This is a genomic window from Microbacterium sp. USHLN272 (genome assembly GCF_037149655.1).
Lineage (GTDB): Bacteria > Actinomycetota > Actinomycetes > Actinomycetales > Microbacteriaceae > Microbacterium > Microbacterium galbinum.
The window spans coordinates 886,539-905,207 of record NZ_JBBCRA010000001.1 but is presented as its reverse complement, the minus strand read 5'-3'; the positions used below and the strand labels follow the sequence as shown (position 1 = coordinate 905,207).

Genomic DNA, 18,669 nt, shown 5'->3' with positions numbered 1-18,669 from the left:
CGCGCAGGGCCGTGTCATCGGCGGGATTGTACTCAGCGGTCACGGGTGTCCTCGGCTTCCGTCGTGGATGGAGTGTGTGCGGATGGTGCGTCCGTCGCGCGGGCGGTTCGGTGCGTCTTCTCGACGGCCTCTTCGAGGTCGGCGAGGCGCCGAGCGAGCTCGACGAGTGCGGCGTCGTCGGTGGGCAGCGGGCCGGCGAGGAGCGCCTGGAGCGTGCCGCGGGGAATGCGCAGACGATCGGATGCCGCATCGGCGACCTCGTCGGATGTCGCGCGTGCCGTCAGCCCGAGTCGCCGGGCCAGGCGCCGCTGCGCGCCGTCGCGGATCGCGAGCGCTGCGTGCGGGGCATCCGCCGCCTTCGCCGTCAGACGTGCGCGACCGTGCATCGTCTCGGAAGCGCGGACCGTGACCGGCAGCGTCTCGGCGACCAGCGGACCGAACCGTCTGCCGCGCCACAGGGCGGCCGCAGCACCGGACAGCATCAGCAGGATGATCGCCGGGGTGACCCACGGCGGCGTCAGAGTGCCCAGCGTGTCGGGAGACGTCGCCTCGATGTCGGAATCGCCGAGCGAGGGGACGTACCAGACCACGCGATCGGTCTGGCCGAGCAGGGCGAGCGCGAGGGCGGCGTTGCCGTTCTCGGCGAGATAGGCGTTGCTGAACAAACGGGAGCCGTCGACGATCGAGGTGCGTCGACCATCGCTGTCGTCGATGAGCACGGCCGCGCCCTCTTCGTCGCCGAAGCACCACTCCACGCCGGAGTGAGGAGTCATCAGTCGATCGGGTTCGATCGTGCCGACCTCGGCGAACTCCTCGGCGGTGCACTGCGCGTCGACCTCGGCGAGCGGCGCCGAGGAGTAGGCACCGAGATCGAGGTCGTCGAGCAGATGAGCTCCCACCGAGAGGAAGACGACACGGTCGGCCGGCCCCATCAGCTCGGCGAGACCCTCATCGCTGAGTGTGTACGGATTGGTCATGACGAGCGTCGTGGCCTCGTCCAGAGCGTCACGCGCCTCGACGTGCGAGCGATACACGTCGACCTCGACCCCCTGGTCCCGCAGGATCTCGGCGAGCGCCAGCGCGCCCGCATCTCCACGGCCCTCGGGGTCGAGTGAACGGCGCTCGCTCGGGGCGGTCGCGGCGATCTGGAGTCCCACCCACGCCACACCGACGACGAGCGCGGCGACGATCACCCAACCGATGATCGAGCGCAGGCGTCTCGTCGGTTCCGCGGTGGTGGGAGGGGTGATCCGCTCCTCGGTGACGGTCATGCGGTCACCACCGCCGGCCTGCGGGACCGCAGGCGCTCGTCGGTCGCGGCCAGGGCGGCGTACGACTCGGGCGTCGCGGGGTGGCGCAGATAGCGGACGTCGTCGAACGCTGTCGCGGCGCTGCGCATCGGTGTCGACTCGTCGGGGAAGACCGCGCTTGCCTCTCGGGCGATGGCCTGGGCGGTGGCACCTGGAGCAGGGTCGATGATGTCGCGCTCGAGGAGGTCACGGGCGATCGCGCGGAACCTCAGGACGGTGGCGGCATCCCAGTCCTCGGCACGGGCGCTGCGTTCCGCCTCGGCGCGCAACTGGGCCGCCGAGCGGTCGTCATCGACACCGAGGAGGTCGGTGCGGGCCCGGGCGACGGAGCGGGAGCGTCGCGGGCGCCCCCAGACGATCAGAGCGACGATCAGCGCGGCACCGATCAGGATGCAGACGATGACGAGGGCGGAGGGACCGACGGCCGCGCCGTTGTCGGAGCTGAAGAGGTTGTCGATGAATCGGCCGATGTCCCGCGCGAGGTAGTCGAACCACGAGGGCTCGGCATCGGCGTAGCGCGGATTGCTCAACTCTTCTTCGGCCCAGCGGCGTGCGTCGTCGCCGTCCGGGACGAACAGGTCGTCGAACGGTCGGATCATGCCCGGGGGTCACCGTCGCCCGGAGCGGTCCACGGTGCCGCTGCGGGCGGTGCCGCCGCGGGTGGTGTCGCGGGAGCGGGCGGTGCGGTGTACGCCGGGGGTGCGGGCGGTGCGGTGTACGCGGGGGGAGTGGGCGGGGCGCCGTAGGCCTGCGGTGCGGGCGCGTAGCCGTACTGCGGGGGCTGCGGCGGGGAGGAGGGCTGGCCCGGCTGCTGCTGCGCGTATCCGTACGGTCCGGGATACCCGGGCTGTTGCGGGGCACCCGTGGGCGCCGGGTACGCGTACGACTGCGAGAGGAGGACGTAGTCGGGGACGGCCTTGGGCGGGGGTGCGCTCGAGACGGCCCGCGCCGGGTCGACCGCGTAGGGGTCCCCGAGCTGCTCCTCCGTCCACCCCATGTCGCTGCGCTCCACGTAGGAGACGAGAGTCTGGTCGAGCCCCTCGTACCGCATACGGGAGTCGAGGTAGATGAGCGCCGCGCTCGTGCTCTGCACGACCAGAGTGATCGCCTGGAGCACGAGGGTGAGGATCTGCGGTGCGAGGAGCAGGAGGATCATGCCGATGATCGCGCTGGGTTCGGGGTCGCCGGTGGGCGCAAGCACCGTGCCGAACATCTGGGCGAACAGCTGCGCGGGCACGGCCACCACGTTCATCGCGATGCCCATGATGAAGCTGATGAGGAAGCTCACACCGAAGGCGACCCAGAAACGGCCGCGGATCAGCCGCCACGAGCGCACGATCGCGTCCTTGAGCCGCGCGCGCTCGAACACCAGGATCGAGGGCACGAGCATCAGCTTGGTGCTGAGCCAGACGTAGAGGGGGATGCAGGCGAGGAAGAAGACGACCACGACCAGCACGATGAGGCCGACCGTCTCGGGGGAGGCTCCCATCCCGCCCGCGATGCCACCGGCGATGATCCCGAACAGGATGAGCGCGACCACGATGACGAGGCCGAACACGGCGACGATGACGAGCGCCGAGTATGCGACGAGACGCCAGAAGGCCGGAGTCATCCGGCGCCACAGCATTCGCAGCGTGGCCTTCTTGCCGATCGTGGCGTAGCTGACGTCGGCGGCGATCACGCCCTGCATGATCGCGGTGACGGCGACCGAAGCGAGACCGACCAGGATGCCGGCGATGATGTTGATCGCGATGGTTCCGGCAGCGATCGCCTCGAAGTCAGGGCTCGCGGTCGACACGGTCTCGAGTCGGGAGAAGGTCGTGAAGAGGATGAGCCCCATCGCGAGCGCCGCGAGGATGAGGACGGCGAGCTGGAGGATGACGGCGAAGCCGAACAGAACCTTGGGGTTGTGCCGCAGCGCGGCGAACGCCTTCCCGAGCAGCATTCCGAACGTCATCGGATGCAGGGGGATGATGCCCTTCTTCCGGGCAGGGGTCCAGGTCTGGGCGCTCACAGCACTTCCCTCCGTCGTGCGCCTCCATCGTGCCATATCCCCGGTGTTGGCGCGCAGACCTGGGGAACGTGAGACCGAGTGCCATAAGGTAACAGTTATGACCTCACGCATCCTTGTGGTCGATGACGACACCGCGCTCGCCGAGATGATCGGCATCGTGCTGCGCACCGAAGGATTCGAGCCCGTGTTCTGCGCCGACGGAGCACGTGCCGTCGACGAGTGGCGCGCACAGCGCCCGGACCTCGTCCTCCTCGATCTGATGCTCCCCGGCATGGACGGGATCGAGATCTGCACGCGCATCCGCGCCGAGTCCGGTGTGCCCGTCATCATGCTCACGGCTCGCACCGACACCGCTGACGTCGTTCGGGGTCTCGAGGTGGGCGCAGACGACTACATGGTCAAGCCGTTCAACCCGAAGGAATTGGTCGCCCGCATCCGCACGCGGCTTCGTCCCGTGCCGCAGACGACCAGCGAGCAGCTCCGCGTCGGCGATCTGACCGTCGACGTCGATGCGCACGAGGTGCGCCGCGGCACGGACCCGATCGCCCTCACCCCTCTCGAGTTCCAGCTGCTCGTCGCTCTCGCCTCCAAGCCGCAGCAGGTGTTCTCCCGCGAGATGCTGCTCGAGCAGGTCTGGGGCTACCACTACAAGGCCGACACGCGTCTCGTGAACGTGCACGTGCAGCGACTGCGCGCGAAGGTCGAGCTCGACCCCGACAACCCGCGGATCGTGATGACGGTCCGCGGGGTCGGCTATCGCGCCGGGAGCGCTGTCTGACACGCCCATGGCCGTGACGACAGCCACCACCACGGCGGTCGCCGTCCTGCGCGATTGGCGCGGCTGGCCGACGGTTCTGGGATCCCTGTGGCGCAGATCGCTGCGGTTCCGCACCCTTGCGGTGACCCTGCTCGCGACCTCCCTCGCGATCCTCATCACTTGCGTCACCATGGCGCTCGTGATCCAGAACGACCTCTTCGTCTCGCGCAAGAACCAAGCGCTCGAAGACGCCCGTCGCGCGGTCGACGTCGCCCAGAGCACGCTCGACGTCGCCGAGGTCGGCGACGACCCGGCGGCCCTCGCCGACCTGTGGAACACGATCCAGGCCGGATTCGCGCAGAACTCGAACGCCGATCAGCTCACCGGCATCCGGATCGACGCCGATGCGAACGGCGTCCGCCTCAACGGCTTCACGGCCGGACTCAGCGCGAGCCTGCTCAGCGACGGCCTCCGCGCACGCGTCGTGGAATTCGACGACCGCCAGGCCTGGCAGTCGGTCGCCCTCCCCGTCGAAGGCGGGGGAGAGGTGCCGGGCATCATCGTCGGGCAGCAGGTCGTCGTACCCGAGGCGGGCCCCTTCGAGATCTATTTCGCGTACGACCTCTCGGATGCCGATCAGACCCTCGTGTTCGTGCAGCGGACGCTCTGGATCGCGGGGATCGGCCTGGTCGCGATCGTCGCGGCCATCTCGTGGATCGTCCTGCGCACGGTCTCGACGCCGATCATCCAGGCGGCGGAGACGAGTGCGCGACTCGCCTCGGGCGATCTGGCCGTGCGCCTGGAAGTGCACGGTGAGGATGAACTCGCGACGCTGGGCCGCTCGTTCAATGCGATGGCCGACAGCATCGAGGCGCAGATCAAGGAGCTCGGGGAGCTGTCGATGGTGCAGCAGCGGTTCGTGTCCGACGTCTCGCACGAGCTCCGCACGCCGCTGACGACGATCCGTCTCGCCGCCGACATGCTCAACGATCAGCGTGCGGACTTCGACCCGGTCACGGCGCGGGCGGCCGAGCTCATGCACGCCCAGGTGCAGCGCTTCGAGACGTTGCTGTCGGACCTCCTCGAGATCAGCCGATACGACGCAGGGTCGGTGCAGCTCGAGCTGGAGGCGACGAGTCTCGCGCACGTCGCCGAGGACGTCATCGAGCAGATGCGTCCTCTCGCCGACGGTCACGGCACGGAGCTGCGGCTCGTCGCTCCCGGGGGATATTCCCCGGTCGACATGGATCCGCGTCGAGTGCGCCGCGTACTCCGCAACCTCATCGGCAACGCGATCGAACACGGTGAGGGGCGTCCGATCGTCGTCACCGTCGACAGCAACCAGCACGCGGTCGCCGCCGGGGTGCGCGACTTCGGGTTGGGGATGGACCCGGCCGATGCCGAGCGCGTGTTCGACCGGTTCTGGCGCGCCGATCCGTCGCGTCAGCGCACCATCGGGGGCACCGGACTCGGGCTGTCGATCGCGCTCGGCGATGCCACACTCCACGGGGGCACCCTGTCGGTGTGGTCGGAGCTCGGCGCCGGCACCAACTTCGTGCTCACCCTTCCACGCCACGGCACGACGCTCGACGGGCCGAGCCCTGTTTCCGTCGAACCCCAGGACTCCCTCGCCGAACTCGGCGATGCCACGCAGCCCCTCTCGCTCACGGACGTGCGACGCGAGATGCTCGACGGGGGTGAGGCCCCGTGAGTCCTGCACGGATGAGGAACCTCCTGCGGGGCATCGCGCTCGCCGCAGCGAGCCTGGTGCTGCTCACCGCGTGCACCGGTCTGCCGACGTCCGGTGACGTGAACGTGGGCCTGGAGCTGGGCGAGTCGCCCGACGACGCGGACTTCCTCCCTCTCGCCTCCGGCCCCGCGCCGGGTGCGGGCCCCCGGGAGATCGTCGAGGGCTTCATGGAGGCGGCGATCACGCCGGCCGAGAACTGGGAGATCGCCCGCCGGTTCCTCACTCCCGACATGCAGCGATCCTGGCGCCCCAGCACGGGTGTGGCCGTCGACGCCTCCGCCACGGACCGGGCCGTATCCTCTTCGGTGCTCGACGAGGACATCGACGACGCGGATGCCGCAGACGTGCAGGTGCAGCTCGACCAGGTGGCGAGCGTCGACTCCTCCGGGGAGTACTCCTCGGCGGCGGGGCCGGCGAACCTCGCCTTCGCCCTGGAGCGCACCGATGCGGGGGAGTGGCGCATCTCGCAGGCGCCCGATGGCATCGTCATCGACGAGGAGCGTTTCTCGACCGTGTTCGAGGGGTATCCCCTCCAGTACTTCGACCGCACCTGGTCGCGACTCGTGCCGGATGTGCGCTGGTTCCCGCGTCGCACGAGCATCGCGACGACCGTGGTGCAGGCTCTGATCAGCGGGTCGCCGAGTTCGTGGCTCGAGCCCGCCGTGCAGACGGCCTTCCCCGCCGATGTGCAGCTCGCGCAGGATGCCGTGCCGATCAACGCCAATCAGGTGGCGGAGGTCGCCCTGACCCGCCCGGCCGCGGCTCTCGAGACGCAGACGCTCGCCCGGATGCGCACGCAACTGCAGGAGACCCTGCGCGCATCGGGGGTGCACGTGTCGCAGGTGCGGTTCACGGTCGACGGTCGCACGCTCGACGCGGGGGTCGTGAACGTCGTCGTGCCCCCGCAGGAATCCGGTCCGCTCGTGCTCACCGACGGCGCATTCGGAACCATCGTGGGAGACGAGGTCTCCCCGATCGACGGACTCAGCGACGAGATCCTGAGCATCTCGGAGCCGATCGCCGCGATCGACGTCGCGGCGGACGACGGGATGGCGGCGGTCCAGCTCGTCGATGGACGCGCGTATCTGGTCGGCGACGGCCGACTCGATGAACCCGATGTACGGGGCGGTCTCATCGCTCCGTCGCTCGATCCGTACGACTACACCTGGACGGTGCCGACGGCGAGTCCCACCGAGGTGCTCGTCTGGGGCAGCGACCGGATGTCGCATCCCGTGGCGAACGCGTGGCCCGATGCCTCGGCCGTCCTGCAGATGCGGGTGTCGGCAGACGGCTCGAGGATCGCCGCGGTGATCGAGGTGGGCAGCCAGCGCTGGGTCGTGGTCGCCGCGGTCGTGCGTGATGAGAGCGGTGTTCCGACCGAGCTGGGACCGATGAAGCAGCAGACCCGTGTCGACGGCGACGTGCAGGGACTGGTCTGGGTCGGCGACTACCGCCTGGCGGTGCTGGCGGACTCGCCGAGTCCCGACCTGCTCACCCAGGTGGTCGGCGGGACCGCGACGGTCGAATCCGCCCCGACCGGCGCGACCGCGCTCTCCGGCGCCAGGATCGTATCGGGCGTGCGGGTGCTGTCGACCGACGGCGCCCTCCTCGCGCACGCCGGATCGGCGTGGCGAGAGGTCGCGACCGGCGTACGCGTGCTGGCCACGCGCGCGGGGCAGTGACGCCCGTCTCTTCCTGCACCGGCGTGGGAGAGCCCTCTCCTCTTCCGAAACGTGGGCGTGCGGAAGGACGATCTGCCGTCGGCGCGTGAAGATCGGCGGATGCCTGCGATCTCGAACCTCGCATCCCTCGGTGATGAACTGCTCGCCTTCCTCCTCGCCGCATCGTGTGCGGGCTGCAGTGCAGGGGGGACGGTGCTCTGCGCAGGGTGCCGTGCCGAGCTGCGCCCCGCGCCCCGGACGGTGCGCACCCCGAGCGGACTCGAGGTGCGGGCGGCTCTGGATTTCACGGGTGTCGCCGCACGGTGCATCCGGCGGCTGAAGGGCGAGGGCGAGACTCTGCTCGCGGTCCCGCTCGGCGCCGCGCTCGCCGGGGTGCTGGCGCCGCTGGTGGCGGACGCGCATCATGTCGTGCCGGTGCCCACGTCGGGGTCGGCCTTCCGGAGACGGGGCTATCGGGTGCCGGAGCTGCTGCTGCGCAGAGCCGGTGCCGCTCCAGCCCCGTTGCTGCGGTCAGTCGCACGTCGGGCGGATCAGCGCGGCCTCGATGCCCGGGCGCGAGCCGCGAACGTCCGGCGCAGCATGACCGCCCGTCGGCGTGGCGACGGTGCTCCCGTGCTGGTGGTGGACGATGTGGTGACCACCGGGGCGACGCTCGACGAGGCCGCGAGAGCGCTCACCGAGGCGGGCTATCGGGTCGTCGGTGCGGTCGCGCTCGCCGCCACGCCGCGTCACGGGAGACTCATCAGAGACTCTTCCACGACACGGAGGAAGTGACCCGTGACATCCGCACCCAAGCGGACTAGCGTGGGGGGTCACAAGGCGACCACGGTCCGCCCTTGGCCGGGAGGACCGGGACAAGGAGGCAGCAATGGAAACGAGCATCGTTGGCGTCGGAGTGGGTATCACCGATCGCTTCCGAACCGTTGTCGAAGAGAAGATCGCCAGGATCCAGACATTCGCGGCTCGCGCGCAACGACTGGATGTGAAGGTCACCCACCGGGTCTACCGCAACGGCCAGGTGCCGGAGGAGACCGTCGAGCTCACGCTGGTGAGCAAAGGCCCGGTCGTCCGTGCCGAGGCGACCGACGGCGACAAGTTCGTCGCACTCGATCTCGCGGTCGACAAGATGGCCGAGCAGTTGCGCCGCGCCAAGGAGAAGCGAGTCGACGGGCGGCAGCACCCCCGCGGCGCGCACTTCGAGAAGGGCAGCGGCGCCCTCGAGGGGATCGATGTCGAGCCGGCATCCGTCGACGTCCTGCGGGCCGTGGCCACCGGCAACATCCCGGTGCAGAACGACGAGGAGGAGACCTACTCGCCCGTCGTCATCCGCACGAAGAACTTCGATGCCGAGTGGATGACGGTCGAAGAGGCCGTCGACCGGATGGAACTGGTCGGACACGACTTCTTCCTGTTCGTCGACGCTCGTACCGATCACCCGAGCGTGGTCTACCGCCGCAAGGGCTGGGACTACGGTGTCATCGCGTTGAGCGCGCAGGCCCCGCCCGCTGAGGCTCTCGCCTCCTGACAGCACGGAAGCGGCCCGGCCCCGAGAGGGGACCGGGCCGCTTTTCTCTTATGCCGAGCGTCAGTCGAAGATGCCGTCGAGGAGGCTGCCGATGACGAGGCCGCCGAGGATGCCGGAGGCGATGTCGCCGCCCCCTCCGCGTCGGCCGCCGCCGCCCCAACCGCCGCCGCCCCATCCGCCGTCGCCGCCCCAGCCCTGATCCTGCGGGCGGGAGGAGTCGATATCGCGCTGAGCGAGCTGGAGCGCCTCGGACGCGAGGTGCGCCACGCGTCGCGCGACGAGGAGCGCCTGCTCGCGCGTCTCTTCGGCGGGCAGGAGGTCGTTCAGATCCACCCGCAGCCGCTCGGATTCGGCAAGGCGCGTGCGGGCGTCGGCGCCGATCCACCCGCGGTGGCCGGAGATGAGACCGCGGGCGACTCCGAGCTGGCGGTCGGCGTCATCGATGGCGTGCTGCACCTGGGCGACAGAGGGGAGCGGGTTGGCGGCACGGTGCTCGGCGGTCGCGATCGCCTCGTCGAGGCCGGTGTTCGCGTCGCGCAGGCGAGAGAGTTCGGCGAACGGATCGTTCGGAGTTCCCGAGGGGGTGAGAGCGCTCAGCGCTTCCTGGAGGGCGGAGACGGCGGCGGCGACCGCGGGAACCTGCGGTGCGTTGCGCGCGGCGATCAGGTCACCGCGTGAGTCGGCGATGACCTCGGCCAGAGTGGACTCCGCGCGCAGCGCTTCGATCTCGAAATCCTCGACGGCGTCGAGCAGGGTGGCGGCGCGTCGGGTCGCCTCGGTGGCGGTCTCGAGTGCGAGGTTCGCCTCCTCGTTCTGCTTGGCGGCGCGGCGACGCTCCGAGACCGATGCCCCGTGCACAGCGAAGGCGATGAGCTGCTCGGCCTCGCGTGCGCTCGCGGTGATCTGCGTCATCGCCGAGGGGGCGTAGCGGGAGGAAAGACGCTCGATCGTGGCGGTCGTCGCCGGGATGCGCGCGCTGAGAGTCTCGGCATCCGCCCGCACCTTGGCGATCACCTCGGGTGCCCGCCGCACCTTCGCGACCGACTCGGCGAGGACGGTGGTCTTCTCGTCGAGGAGATCCTGCGCCCAGTCGCACAGCTGGATGATGCGCGCGTTGCGCGTGCGCAACTCCTCCGGGGTGTCGGGGATCTCGTCGTGGTTGAGCTGGTGCAACTGGAACGCTTCGCGCAGGTGGGTGCGGACGGCGGCGAGCGCCTTCTTCAGATCGCCGGTCAGCGATTCCCCGAGCTCGGCTTCGGCGAATGCCAGCTCGTCGGATGTCGATCGGATCCGCTCATCGGCGGAGACGAGCGCCTGCTCCGCCCGGCGCGCGAGATCTGCGTCCTGGACCGCGAGGGCTTCCTGTTCGCGTTTGCGTCTGCCCCAGATACCTGCCATGACCCGATCCTACTTTCCACGGACGAGTGGATGCCTGTGCATCCGCTCCAGGCGAACGCGGGATTCGCGGCAATGCCTCAGATCAGCACCGCGTCGCCGGAGCTCTTCGACGGGCGACCGCGCTTGGGGCGCTCCTGCGTGAGGCCGAGTGCGAGGGCGTGCCTGGGGTGCGCCGCGAGCCGCTCCTCGAGATGGGTGAGCCAGCGATCCTCCGCCTCCGCCGCGAAGATCAGGGAGTCCATGACGAGAGAGCGGGCGAGCTGCTCGGCGTCGTCCGCATCCCCGATGGTCGTCGCCTCCGCGCGCAGGCGGACCAGGTGCCCCCGCGTCTCGGCGCGCTGCGCCCGGATGGCCGCACGCGCGTCGACGCCGGGCAGTGTGGCCGCCACGGCCAGCTTGATCGCGACCTCGTCGCGGACGGCGGTCGCGCGGACGACGGGGGAGGAGAGCCATCGGGCGACCTCGGCCGATCCGTCGGCGGTGATCTGCCAGTAGATGTGCCCTTGGGCATCCGCATCGAGTCTCGTGACGAGCCCGTCCCGCTCGAGTCGTTCGAGCGTGTTGTAGATCTGGCCGACGTTGAGCGGCCAGCGCGACCCCGTGCGTCGATCGAACTCGTGCCGCAGCTGGTAGCCGTAGCACGGCCCCTGGTCGAGGATCGCGAGCAGACTCTGCCGAACGGACATCGCCACCTCCTGAAGTGTTTTCCCAGCATATGCATACCTGGAAAAGCGTGGGAGCGCGGCCATGCAGGCGACGTGGAGGTCACGGCCCGGTAACATGACAACATATGCCTGGGGCACGCTCCGTCGTGCGCCGGCACTTTACCCACCAACAGGGAGATGACATCCGTGGCCAATCCTCTTGAGAAGCTGCTGCGCGCCGGCGAGGGGCGGGTCATCCGCCGCCTGAACCAGGTGGTCAAAGCCGTGGGAGCGCTGGAAGAGGACATCTCCAAGCTCACCGACGACGAGCTGCGCAACGAGACCGCCGAACTGCGTGCACGTTTCGAGAAGGGCGAGACGCTCGACCAGCTGATGCCCGAGGCGTTCGCCGCCGTCCGCGAGGCGGCCAAGCGCACGCTCGGCATGCGCGCCTACGACGTGCAGATCATGGGTGGCGCCGCGCTCCACCTCGGCAACATCGCCGAGATGAAGACGGGTGAGGGAAAGACGCTCGTCGCGACGTTCCCCGCCTATCTCAACGCGATCGCCGGCAAGGGCGTCCACGTCATCACGGTCAACGACTTCCTCGCGAGCTACCAGGCCGAGCTGATGGGACGCGTCTACCGCGCCCTCGGCATGACCACGGGCATCATCGTCTCGGGCCAGACCCCGGCCGTGCGCCGCGAGCAGTACGCCGCAGACATCACCTACGGTACGAACAACGAGTTCGGCTTCGACTACTTGCGCGACAACATGGCATGGCGCAAGGAGGACCTCGTCCAGCGCGAGCACTTCTTCGCCGTCGTCGACGAGGTCGACTCGATCCTCATCGACGAGTCCCGCACCCCGCTCATCATCTCCGGTCCGTCCTCGGGCGAGGCCAACCGCTGGTTCGCCGAGTTCGCGAAGATCGCCCGCACCCTCGAGGTGGGCGTCGACTACGAGGTCGACGAGAAGAAGCGCACCGTGGGAGTGCTCGAACCCGGCATCGAGAAGGTCGAGGACTACCTCGGCATCGACAACCTCTATGAGTCGGCGAACACCCCGCTCATCTCGTTCCTGAACAACTCGATCAAGGCGCTCGCGCTGTTCAAGAAGGACACCGACTACGTCGTGATGAACGACGAGGTCATGATCGTCGACGAGCACACCGGCCGAATCCTCGTCGGACGCCGCTACAACGAGGGAATCCACCAGGCGATCGAGGCGAAGGAAGCGGTGCCGGTCAAGGCCGAGAACCAGACGCTCGCGACCGTGACCCTGCAGAACTACTTCCGTCTCTACGAGAAGCTCGCCGGTATGACCGGTACGGCCGAGACCGAGGCCGCGGAGTTCATGTCGACGTACAAGCTCGGCGTGATCCCGATCCCGACGAACCGGCCGATGATCCGCAAGGACCAGCCCGATCTGGTCTACAAGAACGAGACCGCGAAGTTCGCCCAGGTCGTCGAGGACATCGCCGAGCGCCATGCCGCAGGTCAGCCGGTCCTGGTCGGTACGACGAGCGTCGAGAAGAGCGAATACCTCTCGCGTCTGCTCGCGAAGAAGGGCGTGAAGCACGAGGTGCTCAACGCGAAGAATCACGCGCGCGAGGCCGAGATCGTCGCCCGCGCCGGACGTCTGGGAGCGGTCACGGTCGCGACGAACATGGCCGGTCGTGGTACCGACATCATGCTCGGTGGAAACGCCGAGTTCCTCGCGGTCCAGGAGCTCAAGTCGAAGGGCCTCGACCCTGTCGAGACGCCCGAGGAGTACGAAGCGGCCTGGGACGAGACCTATGAGTCGATGAAGGGCATCGTCGCGGAGGAGGGCGAGAAGGTCACCGAAGCCGGCGGTCTCTACGTCCTCGGGACCGAACGGCACGAGTCGCGTCGAATCGACAACCAGCTGCGCGGTCGTTCCGGCCGTCAGGGCGACCCGGGCGAGAGCCGGTTCTACCTCAGCCTCACCGACGACCTCATGCGCCTCTTCCAGTCGGGGGCCGCCGAGGCGATCCTCTCGCGCACGAACTTCCCCGACGACGTGCCGATCGAATCGGGTCTGGTCTCGCGTGCCATCCGCAGCGCGCAGTCGCAGGTCGAGGCGCGCAACGCCGAGATGCGCAAGAACGTCCTGAAGTACGACGACGTCCTCAACCGTCAGCGCGAGGCCATCTACGCCGATCGCCGGCACATCCTCCAGGGCGATGACATCGCCGGTCGGGTGCAGCACTTCATCGAGGATGCCATCAGCGGCGTCGTCCGCGATCACACGGGCGAGGGCCACAACGAGAGCTGGGACTTCGACGCTCTGTGGACCGAGCTCAAGACCCTGTACCCCGTGAGCGTCACGATCGACGAGGTCGTCTCCGAGGCGGCCGGTCGCAAGGGCGGCATCACCGCGGACGGACTGACCCGTGAACTGCTCTCCGACGCGAAGATCGCGTACGAGGCCCGCGAGGAGACGCTCGGCGAGGCGGCGACGCGCGAGCTCGAGCGACGCGTGGTGCTGCAGGTTCTCGACCGTCGCTGGCGCGACCACCTCTACGAGATGGACTACCTCAAGGACGGCATCGGACTGCGGGCGATGGCTCAGCGCGACCCGCTCATCGAGTACCAGCGCGAGGGGTACGCGATGTTCCAGTCGATGATGGGACAGATCAAGGAGGAGTCCGTAGGCTACCTCTACAACCTCGAGGTCGAGGTGCGCCGTGCGGGCGACTCGCAGGTGACCGAGGTCGAGGCGAAGGGTCTTGCCGAGGGAGCCACCGAACAGCGTCTGGAGTACTCGGCCGCCAACGACGCCGGCGAGGTCGAGGTCCGCAACGATCGCGGTCAGGTCCAGCAGGCGGCGACCGACCGCCTGCGGCAGGCCGCTGCGCGCACGCAGGCACCGCAGGCCGAGCCCGAGGAGGCCCCGCGCGGAGCATTCGGGCAGCGCACGGATGCTCCGGCTCCGGCCGCCGGCAACCGCGAGCAGCGTCGGGCGCAGGGCAAGAAGAAGAAGTAGATCTCACCTGGAGAAGAGGGCCAGTCCATGTGGATTGGCCCTCTTTTCGTCCCTGTAGGCTTGGGCGATGACACCAACGCGCCACTTCGACCAGTCGTCGAAGCTCAAGAACGTCCTGTACGAGATTCGCGGAAACGCCCTCGTCGAGGCGGCGCGATTGGAAGCAGAGGGTCACAAGATCCTCAAGCTGAACACCGGAAATCCTGCGATCTTCGGCTTCGATGCGCCGCAGCAGATCGTCCAGGACATGCTCGCCGCACTGCCGACCGCACACGGGTACAGCGACAGTAAGGGCATCGTCTCGGCACGCCGCGCGGTCGTCAGCCGCTACGAGGAGATCGAGGACTTCCCGCGCTTCGGACCGGAGGACGTCTTCCTCGGGAACGGCGTCTCCGAGCTCATCACGATGACCATGCAGGCGCTTCTCGACGAGGGCGATGAGGTGCTGATCCCGGCGCCGGACTATCCGCTCTGGACCGCGATGACGAGCCTGGCCGGAGGGACGCCGACCCACTACCTCTGCGACGAGGACAACGGCTGGCAGCCGGACCTCGAGGACATCCGCTCGAAGATCACGCCGCGCACCAAGGCGCTCGTGATCATCAACCCGAACAACCCCACGGGTGTCGTGTACTCCCGCGAGGTCCTCGAGGGGCTCGTGCAGATCGCGCGGGAGAACCAGCTGCTGCTGCTCTCGGACGAGATCTACGACCGCATCCTGTTCGACGGTGCGGTGCACATCCCGACCGCGACGCTTGCACCCGACTTGCTCTGCCTGACCTTCAACGGTCTGTCCAAGACCTACCGTGTGGCCGGGTATCGCTCGGGTTGGCTCGTCATCACCGGGCCGCAGCAGCACGCGAAGGGCTTCCTCGAGGGCATCACCCTCCTCGCCTCGACGCGTCTGTGCCCGAATGTGCCCTCGCAGCATGCGGTGCAGGCGGCGTTGTCGGGAGTGCAGTCCATCGACGCGCTGATCGCGCCGAGCGGGCGGCTGCACGAGCAGCGCGATGTGGCCTGGCAGGGTCTCGAGTCGATCCCCGGCGTCTCGTGCGTCAAGCCCGAGGGTGCGCTCTACGCGTTCCCACGACTCGATCCGAACGTGCACGAGATCCGCGACGACGCGCGACTGGTGTACGACCTGCTGGTCTCCGAGCAGATCCTCCTCGTGCAGGGCACCGGGTTCAACTGGCCGACTCCCGATCACCTCCGCATCGTCACGCTCCCCGAGCCGCGCGTGCTGAGCGAAGCAGTCGAGCGGCTCGGGAACTTCCTCGCGAGCTATCGGCAGAACTAATCGTCGGCGCGGCGCCCGGGGCCAGCACGGCCGCCAGGCGCCGCGCGCCGGCGACGAGTGCTGATCGCGGGGTCAGATCCGACATCGGTCGGGCGTGCAGGAGAGCGGCGTCCGCCGCGCGCTGGTCGTGCGGAAGGAACAGCGGATCGGTGATGCCGGCGAACCGATCGAGCGTGTTCCGGATCTGCCCGCGGGCATCCAGGCCCAGGGGCCCCGGGCGAACCTGATTGACGACGACGGTGACCGGCGTCGGCGTCGTCAGGTTGCGCAGCTCGGCGTAGTCGCGGAGGAATCGGCTGACGCCGAGGGGGTCCGCCGACGCGACGGCGATGATCGCATCCGCCTCGTTCAGGGCGGCCGTCGTCGCGGCGTGCCGGCGGGGGCCGAGAACGTCGTACGTGGCTTCTTCGTCCGCATCGAACGAACCCGCCACATCGATGACGGTCTCCTCGGTCCATTCCCGGCAGGTCTGCAGGGCACGGGTGAGGCGGGAGGCCGAGAGTTCCGGCCATCGGCTGGGGCGATTGATGCCGGGGAGCACATCGAGGTCTCCGGCGCTCGTCGGCACCACGGTGGCGAGGCGGGTGAGTTCCGCGCTGTCGAGCCCGCCGAGCTCGGCACGGCGGCAGGCGGCGGCGATCCCGGGAGCGTCATCGCCGAGACCCAGGAGCAGCGCGAGGGAGGGCGCGACGGTGTCGGCGTCGACGAGGGCGGTGCGTCGACCGAGACGCGCGAGTTCGACGGCCAGCAGCATCGCAACGGTCGAGCGTCCGGGGGAGCCGTGCGGCCCCCACACGGCGATCAGACGATGCGGGAGGTCGCCGCGCGCGCGGTCCTGGATCGTTGCGGGTGTCCGGAGCGCGCGTGAGATCTGCCAGCCGGTGGCATCGACGGGCAACCCGGGCCCGATGCCGAAGTTCTGGAGCAGGCGACTCTCCGCACCGCCCAGGGCGAGGATCCGTACGCCCGCCCGGTCGCAGGCCGACACCAGCTCGGGCGTGAGGGTTTCTCGGCTCGCGGGCATCACGAGCGCCTGGGCGCCGGAGAGGAGCGTCGTCGCCGAGGTCGCCGAGACGATCGCGATGATGTGCTCGCCCTCGAGTTCGAGCTCGCGGGCGAGAGCGCTCGCGCGCGGCTCCTCGACGGCGAGGATCAATCCCGTCATGACCGCGCACCGACCGGCACGACCGAGAGGGCTGCGCCGCCCGAGATCGCTGCGAGCACGTCGGCGACAGCGGCGCGGTCGACCACGATCTCGACGGCGCTGCGCGAAGCGGAGAGCATCCCCTCGGAATCGAGCACCTCCGCCACGATCGCATCGGCGACGAGGATGCGCGGCGCGTCGTACGTGCGGCCGTCCTCGAGCAGCGGCGCTTGCCAGAGCTCGACGACCGTGCCTGCGGCGACGCCCTCGGGGATGCTGATGCTGCTCTCGATCACGAGCGTCGTGCTCCGACTGTCGTCGGCCTTCCCGGATGCCGTGTGCGGGACGAGCTCGCCCTCCGCGATGGTCCGAGCGGCGACCTGGCCGGATTCGAGATCCTGGGGCTGCAGATAGTCGTCGGTCAGCGCTCCCAGGGAGACGTCGACGACGCGGAAGTCCGCGGCGGTGATCGCCTCGCCCTGGATGATCGTGCGGTCGGCCTGCAGGATCGGCGTCGCGGAGTCCGCGGAGGACACGATCAGCCAGACCCCGGTGATGGAGACCCCGACGAGGGCGATGCCGATGAGGAAGCGGAGGTCGCCCCAGAAGGCGCGACGCGGCCGAGAGAAAGTGCTCATGGCGACCCATGCTCACAGATATCCGCGAAACGGTCTGAGAGTTATCCACAACGGCGACGCCCGGACGCGGTGCGGATGCCGTGCGGGGCAGAATGGGTGCATGCCCGATCCGTCTCGCGTCGCTCCGCGCTACCTCGCTCCCGCGCAGGTGGCGGAGTTGTTGAGCGTCGAGGTCGACGAGGTGATCGAGCTCGTCCTGGCCGGGCGTCTGCGTGGCGCTCAGCTCGGTGTCCCCGCACGATGGCGCATCGAGGAATCGAGTATCGAGGGGTATCTGGCCGCGCAGTCGGAGGATTCCCGTCGGATGGCGCTCTGGCGTCAGTCACAGGAGGCGAGCTTCCCCGAGATCTGGGGAGCCTCCACCGCTCACAGACGCTGATCGCCGGCGAGCCGGATGGCGACCAGGGCCTCGAAGGGCACGATCCGGAAGCTCTGCACCGCACTCGCCAGTCTCACGGTGCCCGCATCGTGCACAGCGAGATCGAGGTGATCGGCGCCCGCACGATCGATGGTCCCGTGCACGTCGTCGCCCCTCGTGGTGCTGAGGTGGAGCGCGACGCGTCGGCGCGCCAGGTCGCGGAGCACGAACCCGAGGGTCATCCTCTCGCGCAGGATGCTGGGGGGATCGGCGTCCTCTTCGAGACTGCTCAACAGCATTCCGTGATCGCTGCCGAGGCTCTGGATCGCGCGCAGGGGGACGACGAGCATCGACCGGGAGGCGAGAGCACCGAGCGCGGTGGAGATCTCGGCCGCGAGCCAGTCGGCGCCCACGGTGCGCAGGATCACCGGCATCCGTCGCCCGTTCGCGAGCTCGATCACGATCGACGCACGCCGTGCGCTCATCGCACGCAGGCGCGTTCGCAGCGCGAGCTGTGAGATGCGCACACGCTCCGACTCCGCATCGAGAGCGACGCGCTCCGCCTCCCACTCCGACGCGAGCTGACCCTCGAGGTCCTCAAACAGCCTGTCCCAGTTCATCGGATCGAGCGTAGGGGAGGGCGAAGGGCGACATACGAGTTATCCACATACCTCTGTCGAAGGGCCCTGCGCGCGGGCTTCCGCGTGCTCTACTGGCTCGCGTTCCCCGACTGAGAGTGTGACGATGACGCTTCATGAGTACTTCGCGCGGCAGCCGACCCCGACCGTCGAGCTGCCCGATCCGGCCCCGCTGCTGCGCAGCCTCACCCAGGGTGTGCTCGAGGTGCTCGCCGGTGTGCGGGAGGTCGATCAGCTCGCTCGATGGTTCAGTGAAGACGCCTACCGCAGCCTGGTCACGCGATCGAACCTCTCGGCACGGGCGCGCAGCGCACGGGGAGTGGTGCCGGCCCGCCCCAGCTTCGAGATCCGTTCCCTGCGCATCTCCGCTCCCGTCGACAGCGTGATTGAAGCGGTCGTCATCGTGGCAGGGCCCGGACGCACGCGCGCCGTCGCCGTGCGCCTGGAGGGGCTGGATCGGCGCTGGCGCGCGACGTCGCTGGCGATCCTCTAGAGCGAAGGACCG

The 18,669-nt window shown here is 69.1% G+C and carries 17 protein-coding genes; 9 read left to right on the top strand and 8 right to left on the bottom strand.

The window, feature by feature from the left end; all coding sequences use genetic code 11:
- Positions 1 to 32: 32 nt before the first annotated feature.
- From WFJ97_RS04535 to WFJ97_RS04525, 3 genes are read right to left on the bottom strand one after another with little or no spacing between them, the layout of a single operon-like run.
- Positions 33 to 1,271 (bottom strand): DUF4350 domain-containing protein, encoded by a 1,239-nt coding sequence (locus tag WFJ97_RS04535; RefSeq protein ID WP_336640609.1) that lies wholly within the window; start codon positions 1,269 to 1,271, stop codon positions 33 to 35.
- The gene (locus WFJ97_RS04530; RefSeq protein WP_336640608.1) at positions 1,268 to 1,909 is read right to left on the bottom strand and encodes a DUF4129 domain-containing protein; all 642 of its coding nucleotides are present in this window, start codon (positions 1,907 to 1,909) and stop codon (positions 1,268 to 1,270) included. The genes WFJ97_RS04535 and WFJ97_RS04530 overlap by 4 nt, the downstream gene beginning before the upstream one ends.
- The gene (locus WFJ97_RS04525) at positions 1,906 to 3,324 is read right to left on the bottom strand and encodes a hypothetical protein (protein ID WP_336640607.1); all 1,419 of its coding nucleotides are present in this window, start codon (positions 3,322 to 3,324) and stop codon (positions 1,906 to 1,908) included. Before WFJ97_RS04525 ends, WFJ97_RS04530 begins: the two co-directional genes overlap by 4 nt.
- Positions 3,325 to 3,421: 97 nt before the next feature.
- On the opposite strand from WFJ97_RS04525, the gene mtrA reads away from it, so the two are divergent.
- The 5 genes from mtrA (at position 3,422) to hpf (ending at position 9,038) form a co-directional block, all read left to right on the top strand.
- Positions 3,422 to 4,102, top strand: coding sequence for an MtrAB system response regulator MtrA (gene mtrA, locus WFJ97_RS04520; RefSeq protein ID WP_247632497.1), 681 nt, complete (start codon positions 3,422 to 3,424; stop codon positions 4,100 to 4,102).
- 7 nt (positions 4,103 to 4,109) lie between these two features.
- Positions 4,110 to 5,792, top strand: coding sequence for an MtrAB system histidine kinase MtrB (gene mtrB, locus WFJ97_RS04515; protein ID WP_247955927.1), 1,683 nt, complete (start codon positions 4,110 to 4,112; stop codon positions 5,790 to 5,792).
- Between the two features lie 11 nt (positions 5,793 to 5,803).
- Positions 5,804 to 7,513: an LpqB family beta-propeller domain-containing protein gene (locus tag WFJ97_RS04510; RefSeq protein WP_336640606.1), complete on the top strand. Its 1,710-nt coding sequence runs from the start codon at positions 5,804 to 5,806 to the stop codon at positions 7,511 to 7,513.
- A 99-nt stretch (positions 7,514 to 7,612) separates the two neighbouring features.
- Complete coding sequence (locus WFJ97_RS04505; RefSeq protein ID WP_336640605.1) at positions 7,613 to 8,287, top strand: ComF family protein; 675 nt, start codon at positions 7,613 to 7,615, stop codon at positions 8,285 to 8,287.
- A gap of 94 nt (positions 8,288 to 8,381) precedes the next feature.
- Positions 8,382 to 9,038 carry a ribosome hibernation-promoting factor, HPF/YfiA family gene (gene hpf, locus WFJ97_RS04500; RefSeq protein ID WP_247622862.1) on the top strand — a complete coding sequence of 219 codons (657 nt, stop codon included), beginning with the start codon at positions 8,382 to 8,384 and terminating at the stop codon, positions 9,036 to 9,038.
- A gap of 60 nt (positions 9,039 to 9,098) precedes the next feature.
- Here the strand turns inward: hpf and WFJ97_RS04495 are convergent, their stop codons facing one another.
- The gene (locus WFJ97_RS04495) at positions 9,099 to 10,436 is read right to left on the bottom strand and encodes a hypothetical protein (RefSeq protein WP_247632493.1); all 1,338 of its coding nucleotides are present in this window, start codon (positions 10,434 to 10,436) and stop codon (positions 9,099 to 9,101) included.
- 77 nt (positions 10,437 to 10,513) lie between these two features.
- Entirely contained in the window at positions 10,514 to 11,122 is a 609-nt protein-coding gene (locus WFJ97_RS04490) for a PadR family transcriptional regulator (protein WP_336640604.1), read from the bottom strand.
- 165 nt (positions 11,123 to 11,287) lie between these two features.
- Here WFJ97_RS04490 and secA point away from each other — a divergent pair, with 165 nt between their 5' ends.
- Entirely contained in the window at positions 11,288 to 14,089 is a 2,802-nt protein-coding gene (secA, locus tag WFJ97_RS04485; RefSeq protein ID WP_247622860.1) for a preprotein translocase subunit SecA, read from the top strand.
- A gap of 67 nt (positions 14,090 to 14,156) precedes the next feature.
- Positions 14,157 to 15,386 (top strand): pyridoxal phosphate-dependent aminotransferase, encoded by a 1,230-nt coding sequence (locus tag WFJ97_RS04480; RefSeq protein WP_247632490.1) that lies wholly within the window; start codon positions 14,157 to 14,159, stop codon positions 15,384 to 15,386.
- Here WFJ97_RS04480 and WFJ97_RS04475 read toward each other — a convergent pair.
- Complete coding sequence (locus WFJ97_RS04475) at positions 15,307 to 16,551, bottom strand: AAA family ATPase (protein ID WP_336640603.1); 1,245 nt, start codon at positions 16,549 to 16,551, stop codon at positions 15,307 to 15,309. The two genes, WFJ97_RS04480 and WFJ97_RS04475, sit on opposite strands and share 80 nt — an antisense overlap.
- Positions 16,548 to 17,168 carry an SAF domain-containing protein gene (locus WFJ97_RS04470; protein WP_336640602.1) on the bottom strand — a complete coding sequence of 207 codons (621 nt, stop codon included), beginning with the start codon at positions 17,166 to 17,168 and terminating at the stop codon, positions 16,548 to 16,550. The genes WFJ97_RS04475 and WFJ97_RS04470 overlap by 4 nt, the downstream gene beginning before the upstream one ends.
- A 100-nt stretch (positions 17,169 to 17,268) precedes the next feature.
- Between WFJ97_RS04470 and WFJ97_RS04465 the strand changes: the two genes are divergently transcribed.
- Positions 17,269 to 17,547: a helix-turn-helix domain-containing protein gene (locus WFJ97_RS04465; protein ID WP_247622856.1), complete on the top strand. Its 279-nt coding sequence runs from the start codon at positions 17,269 to 17,271 to the stop codon at positions 17,545 to 17,547.
- Here WFJ97_RS04465 and WFJ97_RS04460 read toward each other — a convergent pair.
- On the bottom strand, positions 17,535 to 18,146 hold the full coding sequence (locus tag WFJ97_RS04460; RefSeq protein WP_336640601.1) for a hypothetical protein: 612 nt from the start codon (positions 18,144 to 18,146) through the stop codon (positions 17,535 to 17,537). The genes WFJ97_RS04465 and WFJ97_RS04460 overlap by 13 nt on opposite strands.
- Before the next feature lie 124 nt (positions 18,147 to 18,270).
- Here WFJ97_RS04460 and WFJ97_RS04455 point away from each other — a divergent pair, with 124 nt between their 5' ends.
- Positions 18,271 to 18,657, top strand: coding sequence for an Rv3235 family protein (locus tag WFJ97_RS04455; protein ID WP_247622854.1), 387 nt, complete (start codon positions 18,271 to 18,273; stop codon positions 18,655 to 18,657).
- Positions 18,658 to 18,669: the final 12 nt, after the last annotated feature.